The 11,963-nt window shown below is 63.5% G+C and carries 11 protein-coding genes; 3 read left to right on the forward strand and 8 right to left on the reverse strand.

From position 1 onward, the window contains the following. Positions 1 to 3: 3 nt before the first annotated feature. Complete coding sequence (locus LY284_RS06260) at positions 4 to 1,578, reverse strand: ABC transporter ATP-binding protein (protein WP_014191174.1); 1,575 nt, start codon at positions 1,576 to 1,578, stop codon at positions 4 to 6. 271 nt (positions 1,579 to 1,849) lie between these two features. Between LY284_RS06260 and LY284_RS06265 the strand changes: the two genes are divergently transcribed. After that, positions 1,850 to 2,782, forward strand: coding sequence for a LysR substrate-binding domain-containing protein (locus LY284_RS06265; protein ID WP_008349998.1), 933 nt, complete (start codon positions 1,850 to 1,852; stop codon positions 2,780 to 2,782). Between the two features lie 641 nt (positions 2,783 to 3,423). Here LY284_RS06265 and LY284_RS06270 read toward each other — a convergent pair. Continuing rightward, positions 3,424 to 4,782: an 8-oxoguanine deaminase gene (locus LY284_RS06270; RefSeq protein WP_014191173.1), complete on the reverse strand. Its 1,359-nt coding sequence runs from the start codon at positions 4,780 to 4,782 to the stop codon at positions 3,424 to 3,426. 463 nt (positions 4,783 to 5,245) lie between these two features. Here LY284_RS06270 and uraH point away from each other — a divergent pair, with 463 nt between their 5' ends. Then, positions 5,246 to 5,599 carry a hydroxyisourate hydrolase gene (uraH, locus tag LY284_RS06275; protein WP_041730323.1) on the forward strand — a complete coding sequence of 118 codons (354 nt, stop codon included), beginning with the start codon at positions 5,246 to 5,248 and terminating at the stop codon, positions 5,597 to 5,599. Between the two features lie 66 nt (positions 5,600 to 5,665). After that, on the forward strand, positions 5,666 to 6,859 hold the full coding sequence (locus LY284_RS06280; RefSeq protein WP_014191171.1) for a urate hydroxylase PuuD: 1,194 nt from the start codon (positions 5,666 to 5,668) through the stop codon (positions 6,857 to 6,859). A 52-nt stretch (positions 6,860 to 6,911) separates the two neighbouring features. Here LY284_RS06280 and ltaE read toward each other — a convergent pair whose 3' ends face one another. The 6 genes from ltaE to LY284_RS06310 all read right to left on the reverse strand — a co-directional run bounded on the left by ltaE (position 6,912) and on the right by LY284_RS06310 (position 11,954). Further along, positions 6,912 to 7,916 (reverse strand): low-specificity L-threonine aldolase, encoded by a 1,005-nt coding sequence (ltaE, locus tag LY284_RS06285; RefSeq protein ID WP_014191170.1) that lies wholly within the window; start codon positions 7,914 to 7,916, stop codon positions 6,912 to 6,914. A 143-nt stretch (positions 7,917 to 8,059) separates the two neighbouring features. Next, positions 8,060 to 8,563 carry an ureidoglycolate lyase gene (locus LY284_RS06290; protein ID WP_014191169.1) on the reverse strand — a complete coding sequence of 168 codons (504 nt, stop codon included), beginning with the start codon at positions 8,561 to 8,563 and terminating at the stop codon, positions 8,060 to 8,062. After that, complete coding sequence (gene alc / locus LY284_RS06295; protein WP_014191168.1) at positions 8,563 to 9,573, reverse strand: allantoicase; 1,011 nt, start codon at positions 9,571 to 9,573, stop codon at positions 8,563 to 8,565. Before alc ends, LY284_RS06290 begins: the two co-directional genes overlap by 1 nt. Before the next feature lie 50 nt (positions 9,574 to 9,623). After that, positions 9,624 to 10,145 carry a 2-oxo-4-hydroxy-4-carboxy-5-ureidoimidazoline decarboxylase gene (uraD, locus tag LY284_RS06300; RefSeq protein WP_014191167.1) on the reverse strand — a complete coding sequence of 174 codons (522 nt, stop codon included), beginning with the start codon at positions 10,143 to 10,145 and terminating at the stop codon, positions 9,624 to 9,626. Continuing rightward, positions 10,142 to 11,092: an allantoinase PuuE gene (puuE, locus tag LY284_RS06305; protein ID WP_014191166.1), complete on the reverse strand. Its 951-nt coding sequence runs from the start codon at positions 11,090 to 11,092 to the stop codon at positions 10,142 to 10,144. The genes uraD and puuE overlap by 4 nt, the downstream gene beginning before the upstream one ends. Positions 11,093 to 11,219: 127 nt before the next feature. Further along, positions 11,220 to 11,954 carry an aspartate/glutamate racemase family protein gene (locus tag LY284_RS06310; RefSeq protein ID WP_014191165.1) on the reverse strand — a complete coding sequence of 245 codons (735 nt, stop codon included), beginning with the start codon at positions 11,952 to 11,954 and terminating at the stop codon, positions 11,220 to 11,222. Positions 11,955 to 11,963 lie beyond the last annotated feature (9 nt).

Below are 11,963 nucleotides of genomic sequence, written 5' to 3' on the forward strand. Positions count from 1 at the left end.
GGCTTAATGCTTGAGAAGTGAGTCGGGTTCGGCTGTGGGCGCGGCCTTGCCGTCGAAGAGACCGGCCATGAAGAGGCCGACTTCCTCCGCGTTGGTTTCGCTCGTCTTGCGCACCGGCGAGAGCTTGCCGCGCGCGATCACGGCGAGCCGGTCGCAGATATCGAACAGTTCTTCGAGCTCTTCGGAAATGACGAGGATCGCGACGCCGCGCGCCGACAGATCGAGCAACTGCTGACGGATGAAGCCCGCCGCGCCGACATCGACGCCCCAGGTCGGCTGCGCGACGACGAGCACTTTCGGCTCCTGGAGAATCTCGCGCCCGACGATGAACTTCTGCAGATTGCCGCCCGACAGGCTTTGCGCGAGCGCGTGGCTGCCGCCGCAGCGCACGTCGAACGACTCGATGCAGCGCTGCGCGAACGCCTTCACCGCGTTCGCCCTGATCCAGCCGCCGCGCACCAGATTTTCGCGATGCGCGGTGAGCAGGCCGTTGTCGGCGAGCGACATCGCGGGCACCGCGCCACGGCCCAGCCGTTCCTCGGGCACGAACGCGAAGCCTCGGCGCCGCCGGCCGCCCGCGCTGAGACGCGCCGCGGGCTTGCCGCAGATCGACACGGCATCGGCGGCAACGTGCTTGTCGCGGATCTCGCCCGACAGCGCCGCGAGCAGCTCCGCCTGACCGTTCCCCGACACGCCCGCGATGCCGAAAATCTCGCCCGCGTGCACGGCGAACGAGACGTTGTCGAGCGAGGTGCCGAACGGATCGGGGCTCGCGACCGACAGATTTTTCACTGCAAGGCGCACGTCGCCCGGCCGGTGCTCGCGCCGCGTGTAGTCGGGCAGCGAATGGCCGACCATCAGCTGCGCGAGCGACGCCTGCGTTTCGCGGCGCGGATCGACGTTGCCGGTCACGCGTCCGCCGCGCATCACGGTGGCGTTCTCGCAGAGCGACTGAATTTCGTCGAGCTTGTGGCTGATATAGAGAATGCTGCAGCCCTCCGACGCGAGCCGGCGCAGCACCTTGAAGAGCTTCTGAACGGCCTGCGGCGTGAGCACGGAAGTGGGCTCGTCCATGATGAGCAGCCGCGGGTTCTGCAACAGACACCGCACGATCTCCACGCGCTGGCGCTCGCCGACCGTGAGGCTGTGTACGTGACGCTGCGGATCGACATCGAGCCCGTAGTCCTTCGACACCTCCCGGATGCGTTTGCCGAGCGCTTTCATGTCGAATTTATCGTCGAGCGCGAGCGCGATGTTCTCGCCCACCGTCAACGTCTCGAACAGCGAGAAGTGCTGGAACACCATGCCGATGCCGAGCTTGCGCGCCGCCGCCGGACTGCCGATTTCCACGGCTTCGCCCTGCCAGCGGATCTCGCCTTCGTCGGGCCGCACCGCGCCGTAGATGATCTTCATCAGCGTGGATTTGCCCGCGCCGTTTTCGCCGAGCACGGCGTGGATTTCGCCCGGCATGACGACGAGATTCACGCCGTCGTTCGCCTTGACGGACGGATACTGCTTGCTGATGCCGGACAACGCCAGGCGCGGTGGCGTCGTCGACGTGAGGATGGCGTCGCCCATTGAGATCCAGAAATGCGCCCGGCCACCGAGCAGGCCGGGCTGGAAAAAGTTACCGCTCAGGAGCCTGAGACACCGTTATGTCGCACGAACTCATATCGCGGGCAGAATTTACAGAATTCGAGACTCGAAGTCGATAACTCAAAATTAGGTGTTGTACGGCGTTAAGCCACTATTTGCGGGTAACTCACACCTTGACGAAATTTTCGCGTCATACTAAAAATGATATGTCGCACCCCTGCGTCGATCAGCCAGAACATATAGTGGAGATAACATGAGTCAGCAACGCGAGGCGATCGATACGTACTTATTGCGCGTCTTGCATACCCTTCTGATGGAACGCAGCGTGACGCGCGCGGCCGTCAAGCTCAATCAGTCGCAACCCGCCATCAGCGCCGCCTTGCGCCGGCTGCGCGACATCACCGGCGATCCGCTCCTCGTGCGCGGCAAATCCGGCATGGTGCCGACCGAATATGGCCTGCGCCTTCTGGAACCGACGCAGAACGCGCTGCGCGAGATCGAGCGCATCAAGGTTCAGCAGCACAACTTCGATCCTTCCACGTCGGTCCGGTGCTATCGCATCGGCTGTCCCGATTATCTGAACGTGCTGTTCGTGCCGACCGTCGTCGAACGATTCCGGCAGGCCGCGCCCAACGCGACGCTCGAATTTCATTCGCTCGGTCCCGCGTTCGACTACGAGCTCGCGCTGGAGGACGGCAAGCTCGACATCGTCGTGGGCAACTGGCCGGAGCCGCCTGAGCAGTTGCATCTTTCGAACCTGTTCGTCGACAAGATCGTGTGTCTCGTCAGCAACACGCATCCTTTTGCGAAGCGTGGCGGGCTGACGCTCGATCAATACCTGAACGCGCCGCATCTTGCGCCGACGCCTTATTCGGTCGGCCAGCGTGGCGCGATCGACGTGCATCTCGCGCGTGAGCGGTTGAAGCGTCATGTCGTCGTTACGCTGCCGTACTTCAATCTCGCGCCTTATGTGTTGATCAAGTCGGATCTTGTGTTCACGACGACGCGGTTGTTTGCCGATCACTATGCGCGGTTCCTGCCGCTCGCGGTGGTGCCCGCGCCGCTCGATTTTCCACCTATGCAGTATTACCAGTTGTGGCATGAGCGGTGTCATTATTCGGATGAGGTGCGATGGTTGCGGGGGCTTGTTGCTGAGGCGACCCGGTCGTTGATCGATCAGCCTTGAGCTTTTTCGTCGTGGAACCTGTTTTCGTGTTGGTCTATTGGCGCTGCCCCTCCCCGGGGCGGGGGTAACTTTCTTTGCTGCTGCAAAGAAAGTCACCAAAGAAAGCAGCTTTCTCACCGCCCGCGGTCACACGCACGTTGGCCACTCTTCTCCTCCTAGGCGGCACTCGCCTAAGTGTCGCCCCCAAAGGACCCATCGGGCTTGGATCGCGCACGGTCCGTCACATCGCGCCGCTTAACAAACCGGTACAGCCATTTCAAGTTCCGGCCCGCTTCGCGGCCGATGGGTCGATCGGGTACGCGAGCGCATTCGTGTCCCACTGGTTTCCTTTGCAAACCCCGCGGCAGCGCGTAGCGCTGTGCCGGAGCTATTTCGTGCTGAACCAGCGCCCTTAAGGTGCTGGCTCGTCAGACCGTGCGCGATCCACGCCCGGCGCGGCAACGGGAACACTCGCTACTCTGGGTTCCATTCACCCAATCGCCTGTGCCGCTGCCGGCGTGAAGTGCTTAGGCTGGGGAAAGCTGCTTTCTTTGCCTACTTTCTTTGCAGCAGCAAAGAAAGTAGGTGCCGCCCCGCACAGGGGCAGTGCCAATAGACCGACACGAAATCAGGCAATCCACGAAAACCCAAAGCAAAAACCCTCACAAAACCTCAACCAACTCCCGCGCAAAGCGATTGTGCCTCTCCACGACTGCCCCAAGATCGACCGTAGTCAACCTCCCATCCCTCACCACAATCTTCCCGTCGATCACACTAGTCGACACCGTCGAAGGCGCACAAAACACCAGCGCAGCAACCGGATCATGCAACGCCCCGGCAAACGACGCCTGCGACAAATCGAAAGACACAAAATCCGCCGCCATACCCGGCGCCAACGCCCCGATGTCATCGCGATTGAGCACCCTGGCGCCGCCGAGCGTCGCAATCTCGAGCGCCTCGCGCGCGGTCATCGCGTCCGGCCCGAAGCCCACGCGCTGCAGCAACAGCGCCTGCCGCACTTCGGCCACCATCTGCGCACCGTCGTTCGATGCCGATCCATCCACGCCGATGCCAACCGGCACGCCCGCATCGCGCATCGCGCGAATCGGCGCAATGCCCGACGCGAGCCGCATGTTCGAGCACGGACAGTGCGCCACGCCCGTGCCCGTGCGCGCGAACAGTTCGATGCCCGGTTTGTCGAGCTGCACGCAGTGCGCATGCCACACGTCATGGCCGACCCAGCCGAGATCTTCGGCATATTCCGCCGGCGTCATGCCGAATTTCTCGCGGCTATACGCGACATCGTTCACGTTCTCGGCCAGATGCGTGTGCAACGACACGCCGTACTCGCGCGCGAGCACCGCCGCATCGCGCATCAACTCGCGGCTCACCGAAAACGGCGAGCACGGCGCGACGACCACACGCAGCATCGCGTAGCGGCCTTCGTCGTGGTACGTCTCGATCAGACGCTGCGAATCCTTCAGGATCGCGTCCTCCTTTTCGACGACCGAATCGGGCGGCAAGCCTCCGTCCTTCTGCCCGACGCTCATGCTGCCGCGCGCCGCGTGAAAACGCATGCCGATCTCGCGCGCCGCCGCGATGCTGTCGTCGAGCCGGCTGCCGTTCGGATAGATATAAAGATGGTCGCTCGACGTCGTGCAGCCGGACAGCAACAGTTCGGCCATCGCGGTCTGAGTCGAGACGGCGATCATGTCCGGCGTCAGATGCGCCCAGATCTTGTACAGATTCGTCAGCCAGCCGAAGAGCTCGGCGTTCTGCGCGGCGGGAACCGCGCGCGTCAGGCTCTGATACATGTGATGGTGCGTGTTGACGAGGCCCGGAATCACGAGATGGCCGCGCATGTCGAGCACCTCGTCGGCCGTGGGCGGAAGTTCGCTCGTCGGACCCGCCGCGACGATGCGGTTGCCTTCGATATAGAGACCGCCATCGGCGATCTCGCGGCGCTGCTCGTCCATCGTGACGAGCATGTGGGCGTTCTTGACCAGAAGACTGCGTTGCATCGGAAAATGCCTCCAGATGATTGAGAACCGGTGAAAAGCCCCGGTTACCCAGCGTCTGCCGCCGTCTTCGGGACGCCGCGAAAATCCATCGATTTCGCGCGCATGGCCACTGTCCGCGGTCAAAAAACGGGACGCAATCAACCAGGCGTCATAGTCGTCTTCACGCCAGCCATATATTCGCGATTTTTGACGCGCGTAGCATCGGCAAAAGCGCCCCTGGGGAAAGCCGCATCCCAAGGCTTACGCGCCGCTGTCATGCGTTGGGCATTATCTTTCCTATCGCGGGCGCACAGCGCGTCTCAAATTTCTACAATGCTGTACACGGCGCGCATCTGAAACGCCGACGGGTATGTAGCCACTGACGTGGAGCCTCGATCCGCCGCTGACGCACCGATGAAAGCCAGGTGCCGAATTTCGGATCGATGCGCAACGCCGGAACTCGCACAACTCAAGGAAACTGCGAATGGGCAAGCTCACTACCCACGTCCTCGACACCGCGCACGGCCGCCCGGGCGCGCATCTCAAAGTCGAGCTGTTCGCGCTCAACGGCGACGCCCGCCGCGCGATCAAGACCATCCACACGAACGACGACGGCCGCGCCGATGCGCCGCTGCTCGAAGGCGCCGATCTCGAAACCGGCGAATACGAACTCGTGTTCCATGCGGGCGATTACTTCGCAACGCTCGGCGTGAAAGTGCCCGAGCCGCGCTTCGTCGATCGCGTCGTGCTGCGCTTCGGCATTGCGGATTCGGGCGCGCACTATCACGTGCCGCTGCTCGTGTCGCCGTGGGCGTACAGCACGTATCGCGGAAGCTAAGCCAAAAGCGAAAGACAAAACACAGCTTGGACCCCACAAGCACATAAATCGGTAGTGGAGGAGTACATGGAAGGCTTTGTCACCGACTGGCTCAATCTCGTATTGCGCTGTCTGCACGTCATCGTCGCGATCGCATGGATCGGCGAATCGTTCTACTTCGTCGCGCTCGACAACAGTTTGAAACCGCCCACGGATCCGAACGCGCGCCGGCGCGGCGTGTTCGGCGACTTCTGGCACGTCCACGGCGGCGGCTTCTATCACATGCAGAAGTATTCGGTCGCGCCGTCCGACATGCCCGAGCATCTGCACTGGTCGTTCTGGCCGTCGTACACCACGTGGATGTCGGGCTTCGGCCTCTTCTTGGTGCTGTATCTGATGTCGCCGAGCACCTATCTCATCGACAAGAACGTGCTCGACATGGGCCCGGTCGTCGCCGTATCCGCCGCGCTCGGCTTTCTGATGGCCGGCTGGATCGTCTACGACTCGCTGTGCCGCCTGCTCGGCACCAACGACAAGCTGCTCGGCATTTGCGTGGGCATCTATGTGCTGGTCGCCGCGTGGATCGCGTGTCACGTGTTCGCCGGCCGCGCCGCGTATCTGATCACCGGCGCGATGATCGCGACGATCATGTCGGCGAACGTGTTCTTCGTCATCATTCCGGGCCAGCGCAAGATGGTCGCCGCGATGCTCAAGGGCGAGACGCCGAACGCGATCTACGGCAAGCGCGGCAAGCAGCGATCGGTGCACAACACGTATTTCACGCTGCCGGTGGTGTTCGCGATGCTGTCGAACCACTACGCGATGACCTACACGCACAAGTACAACTGGGTGCTCCTCGTGCTCATCATGCTGGCGGGCGCGCTGATTCGCCAGTTCTTCGTGATGCGCCACCGCGGCCAGGTGTTGTGGTACATGCCGGTCGCAGGTCTCGTGCTGGTGCTCGGCGCGTTCGCCTGGACGATGCCCGCGCCCACGGTGCCGGTCGCGCAAGCCGCTGGCGCGCCGACGATCAAGGTCGCCGACATTCAGCCGATCATCCAGCAGCGCTGCGCGACGTGCCACTCCGCGCATCCGACGATGATGGGCAGCGCGCCCTCCGGCGTGTTGCTGGATACGCCCGCCGAGATCAAGCAGAACGCGCAGCGCGTGCACCAGCAGGCGGTGACGCTCAAAGCAATGCCGCTTGGCAACGTGACGCAAATGACGGATGCGGAGCGCCAGAAGGTCGCGGCGTGGTTCGCCGGCGGCGCGGTGGAATAAGGTTCGGTTGAGCAAAAGCCGCGCTTCGGTTCGAAGCGCGGCTTTTTCATTTTCAACGCGTGAAGTAGTCTTTCACTGCGCGGATCACCGTGTCGATGTCTTCCCGCGACACATCCCGATGCGTGACGAAGCGCGACGCGTAGAGCATCTGCGTCAGGATGCCCCGCTCCTTCAGAAAAGCTTCGAGCGGCGCGCAATGCGCCTCGGGAATCTGCGCAAAGACCATGTTCGTCGCGTGCGAGTCGATACGGAGTGGCTCGATTTGCGCAAGACCGGCCGCGAGATGCGCGGCGTTCGCGTGATCCTCTGCGAGCCCATCGACGTGATTGTCCAGCGCATACAGACACGCCGCCGCGAGCAGGCCCGACTGACGCATGCCGCCGCCCAGCACCTTGCGCCAGCGGCTCGCGGCGTCGATCAACGCTTTCGGCCCGACCAGCACCGAGCCCACCGGCGCGCCCATCCCCTTCGAAAAGCAGATCGACACGGTATCGAACGGCGCGCACAGATCCGCGACCGGTTTGTCCGACGCCACCGCCGCATTGAACACGCGCGCCCCGTCGAGATGCGTCGACAGACCGCGATCGCGCGCGAGCTGCGTCGCCTTCGCGACATAATCGGCAGACAGCACCTTGCCGCCGATCGTGTTCTCCAGCGCGAGCAGCTTCGTGCGCGCGAAGTGGTTGTCGATCGGCTTGATCGCGGCTGCGATCTTGTCGAGCGGCAACGATCCGTCGGGCGCGTTTTCGATCGGCTGCGGCTGAATGCTGCCGAGCACCGCGGCCCCGCCGCCTTCGTATTTGTACGTGTGCGCCGACTGCCCGACGATGTATTCGTCGCCGCGCGCGCAATGCGCCATCAACGCGGCGAGATTGCTCTGCGTGCCGCTCGGGAAGAACAGGCCCGCTTCCTTGCCCGTGCGGCTGGCGAGCGTGGCCTGGAGTGCGAGCACAGTGGGATCGTCGCCCCAGACGTCGTCGCCGACAGGTGCTGCCGACATCGCGGCGAGCATCGGCTGACTGGGACGGGTAACGGTATCGCTGCGTAAATCGATCATGCGGTCGGACCTCTTCATGTGCGCATCGGAATGAGGCGTCCATCTTAGCCGCTCCGGATGTTTGACGTCGGCGCCGCGCGGGACGAAAAAAAAGGACCGGCGAGATCACCGGTCCTTCAATCAAACCACGCGAGCCGAAAGAATCAGCGCATCGCGTCCTCGGTCAGCCAGAGCGATTCTTTCAGATCCTGCTCGTTGAGGTTGTGCCCTTCACCGCCGCCCCGGTCGACCACGACGAAATCGCTCACCTTGCCGAGCGAGAGCAGCGGATGGTGCCACACGCCTCGCGCATAGTTCACGCCCTGCCAGCCGCTCGTGACGAACGCGCGGATCTTCGATTCGTCGAGATCGCCCGCGGGCGCGACGACCACGAGATACGGCCGGTCGTCGAGCGGAATGAACGCCTGGCTGCCGAGCGGATGCCGTTCCATCATCCTGCACTCGAACGGCAGCGCGCGCGGCTGTCCGCGAAAGAGATTCACGAGCGTGTGACCGCCCTGCTCTTCGACGTCGACATCGCACAGATCGTGAAAACGGATCGTGGTGCCGAGGTTGATCGGAATCTGCTTCGCGCCATCGAGTTCGATGACATCGCCATAAGGCTCGAACGCAGCGCGCGTCAACGGTTCGATAGCGAGTTTTTTCATTATGCAAGCGTGCCGAAGAGACGAAGACGCGACACGCCGCCGTCGGGATAGATGTTGAAGCGCACATGCGTCACGGGACCGAGCGCCGCGAGCTCCGACTCGAAGAAATGCTGCTTGTCCATCTGCAGCTTCTGTTCGCCGAGGAGCACGGGCCAGAACATCGCCTGCGTAACGAGCGAGCTGTCCGTGCCGCCCGTGACATACGCCGCCTGCAGCGAGCAGCGGTCCGGATAGTTGCCCTTGAAGTGCGCCGTATCCACTTCGACTTTCTTGATGACGCCCGGCTGCGCCAGCGCGACGATGCACCAGTCGTTGCCCGGCTCGCGGCGGCGGCGCGTTTCCCAGCCGTCGCCCATGTTCACGCCGCGGCCCGGCATGAGCAGCGTCGAGGCAAGTCCGAAGTGCTGGTTGTTCGTGCCGACGAGATAGGCGCCGTTTTCCATCGCGCCGAGATCGACGAGCTGGCTGCGATCCGCATTGCGCCAGTCGAGTTGCGGCTGGCCATACACACGCAGACGCGCGATGCCGCCATCCGGATAGACATTCACGCGCAGATGCGTGAACGGCTGCTCGGCCGTGATATCGAGGTAGTGATGGCTGTTGCCCTGCAGCGTCGTCGACGGGACGATCTCGGTCCATTGCGTCGACTGATTCGGCGCGCCTTCGACGACATGCGCGCCCTCGATCGACGCCGCCGGCGGGAAGTTGCCGGTGAAGTGGCTCGTATCGATATCGATGCCCTTGATCACGCCCGGCCGCGCCAGCTTGACGACGCACCAGTCATAGCCCGTCGTGCGCTTGCGGCGGGTTTCCCAGCCGTCCATCCACTTGCCGTGATCGTCGAACTTGCCGGGAATGAACACCGCCGGCTCGGGGTTCAGCATGCGTTCCTTCGGCGCGAAGAAATCGTCGCTCGCCTCCAGTGCCTGCGCGCCCAGACGCGGGTCCGCGAGGTTCACATAGCGGCGCGTGAATTCGGGCGCGTTGGGATCGAGTGTCGGAATTGCCATTGTCTTCGTCCTTGGGGTTTCGGTTGCGGTGAAAGCGGATCGTGCCGCGCTCAGTGCTGGATCAGGTCGTCCAGCCTGAAGCGCGCGATCCGGTAAATCTGATCGAGACTCGTGCGAAGCTCTTCGGCGCGGTCGTGATTCACGCGCTTTTCGAAGTTCGCGATGATGCCGTGGCGGTCGTAGCCCCGCACGGCGAGAATGAAGGGAAAGCCGAACTTGTCGCGGTACGCCTTGTTCAGCGCCTGCAATCTGTCGAACTCTTGCTGGGTGCAGAGGTTCAGGCCCGCGCCGCTCTGCTCGCGCGTCGATTCGGCCGTCAGTTCGCCACGCACCGCCGCCTTGCCCGCGAGTTCCGGGTGCGCGTTGATGAGCGCGAGCTGCTTCTCTTCGCCGGCGGTTTCGACGATCTTCGACATCGCCGTGTGCAGCGCGCCGATATCGCCGAACGGACGCTGCGCCGCCGCGGCTTCGGGCACCCACGGCGAATGTTCGAAGATGCCGGCCAGCACCGTCACGAACGTGTCGGCGGGCATGGAGTTGAGTTGGTCGAGTGTGTAATGCATCGCCTTCATGCCGCCGTCCCGTTATGAGCTTTTTCGAAAGGATGTTGCTCGCGCCAGTGACGCGCGATGTCGATACGCCGCGTCACCCACACGCGATCGTGCTTCTCGATGTGATCGAGGAACTTCTGCAGTCCGCGCAAGCGCCCGGGGCGTCCGAGCAGGCGGCAGTGCATGCCGATGGACAGCATCTTCGGCGCTTCGTCGCCTTCTTCGTAGAGCACGTCGAACGCGTCTTTCAGATACGTGAAGAAGTGCTCGCCCGTGTTGAAACCTTGCGGCGTCGCGAAGCGCATGTCGTTCGTGTCGAGCGTGTACGGCACGATCAGATGCGGCTGCTTCGCGCCGCCCGTCACTTCGACTTCGGTCCAGAACGGCAGATCGTCGCCATAATTGTCCGAGTCGTAGAGAAAGCCGCCGTATTCCGCGACCAGCCGATGCGTGTTCGGACTGTCGCGCCCGGTGTACCAGCCGAGCGGCCGCACGCCCGTCACGCGTTCGATCGCTTCCATGCCGAGGCGCATGTGCTCCGCCTCGCGTTCCGGCGACATGTCCTGATAGTGAATCCAGCGGTAGCCATGACACGCGATCTCGTGGCCGAGTTCGACAAAAGCCTTCGCCACTTCCGGATGCCGCTCGATCGCCATGCCGACGCCGAAAATCGTCATCGGCAGGCCGCGCTTCTCGAATTCGCGCAGGATGCGCCACACGCCCGCGCGCGAGCCGTATTCGTAGATCGATTCCATGCTCATGTGACGCGACGGATACGCCGCCGCGCCCACGATCTCCGACAGAAACTGCTCCGAGCCCGGATCGCCGTGCAGGACGCAGTTTTCACCGCCTTCTTCGTAATTGAGCACGAATTGCACGGCGACGCGCGCGCGTCCCGGCCAGTTCGCCTGCACGGGATGGCGGCCGTAGCCGATCAGGTCGCGTGGGTAGTTCGGATCGAGTGACATGGCTTGGATAGGACGGGTGGGGACGGATTGTCGACGATTCAGTGTAGCGAAAAGGCCCTGACGCGCCCATACATCAGGGCAGATAATGCGGGTCACGTCAGGTGTATGTGCCCGGGCGCAAACGCCATCAGCGGGGGCTGAAATCCGACAGGACGCCGTCGTACCGTTTCGCCAGCGGTCGGGCAAAATCGCCGCGTTTCGCCGTGTGCAGCTTGAGCGCGATGAGCGCCTCCGCCCACTTCACCGCCGCCGTCACGCCCTCCACCACCGGCGCGCCGATCGCGTCTTCCACCTCGCGGCAGAACTCGGCCATGCCCGCGCAGCCGAGCACGATGGCGTCCGAGCCGTCCTCGTCGAGAGCGCGCCGGCATTCGTCGATGATCGTCTGGCGCGCGGGCGAACCCGGCTCGTCCAGCTCCAGCACGGGGACGTCGGTCGCGCGGACGTTCTTGCAAAAGCGCGTCATGCCGTAACGCTCCGCCAGATGCCATGCCATGCCGCAGGTGCGCTGCAAGGTCGTCACGACCGAAAAGCCCGGCGCGATGACGCTCGCCGCGTGCATCGCCGCTTCCGCGATGCCGATCACCGGTCCGCGCGCCAGTTCGCGGGCGGCGTAGAGGGCCGGATCGCCGAAGCAGGCGATCACGTAGCCGTCGAAACCCTGCTTTTCTCCGGCCTGCACTTCCGCCAGCAGGCCGAGCGACGCGACCGCTTCGTCGTAATAGCCTTCGATGGACGGCGGGCCCATCGTCGGGCTCACGGCGACGATCTCCGTGCCGGGCGCGGCGACTTCCCGCGCGCAGCGGCCCATCGCATCGGTCATGCGCTGCGTGGTGTTCGGATTGATCAGTTTGATGCGCATTGCCATGCT

Source organism: Caballeronia sp. PC1 (genome assembly GCF_021353155.1).
GTDB classification, from domain to species: Bacteria; Pseudomonadota; Gammaproteobacteria; order Burkholderiales; family Burkholderiaceae; genus Caballeronia; species Caballeronia cordobensis.

Excerpts from the sequence above, each read along its gene's own strand:
- LY284_RS06260 (WP_014191174.1), bottom strand. The coding sequence starts at position 1,578 with ATGGGCGACGCCATCCTCACGTCGACGACGCCACCGCGCCTGGCGTTG.
- LY284_RS06265 (WP_008349998.1), top strand. The coding sequence starts at position 1,850 with ATGAGTCAGCAACGCGAGGCGATCGATACGTACTTATTGCGCGTCTTG.
- LY284_RS06270 (WP_014191173.1), bottom strand. The coding sequence starts at position 4,782 with ATGCAACGCAGTCTTCTGGTCAAGAACGCCCACATGCTCGTCACGATG.
- uraH (WP_041730323.1), top strand. The coding sequence starts at position 5,246 with ATGGGCAAGCTCACTACCCACGTCCTCGACACCGCGCACGGCCGCCCG.
- LY284_RS06280 (WP_014191171.1), top strand. The coding sequence starts at position 5,666 with ATGGAAGGCTTTGTCACCGACTGGCTCAATCTCGTATTGCGCTGTCTG.
- ltaE (WP_014191170.1), bottom strand. The coding sequence starts at position 7,916 with ATGATCGATTTACGCAGCGATACCGTTACCCGTCCCAGTCAGCCGATG.
- LY284_RS06290 (WP_014191169.1), bottom strand. The coding sequence starts at position 8,563 with ATGAAAAAACTCGCTATCGAACCGTTGACGCGCGCTGCGTTCGAGCCT.
- alc (WP_014191168.1), bottom strand. The coding sequence starts at position 9,573 with ATGGCAATTCCGACACTCGATCCCAACGCGCCCGAATTCACGCGCCGC.
- uraD (WP_014191167.1), bottom strand. The coding sequence starts at position 10,145 with ATGAAGGCGATGCATTACACACTCGACCAACTCAACTCCATGCCCGCC.
- puuE (WP_014191166.1), bottom strand. The coding sequence starts at position 11,092 with ATGTCACTCGATCCGAACTACCCACGCGACCTGATCGGCTACGGCCGC.
- LY284_RS06310 (WP_014191165.1), bottom strand. The coding sequence starts at position 11,954 with ATGCGCATCAAACTGATCAATCCGAACACCACGCAGCGCATGACCGAT.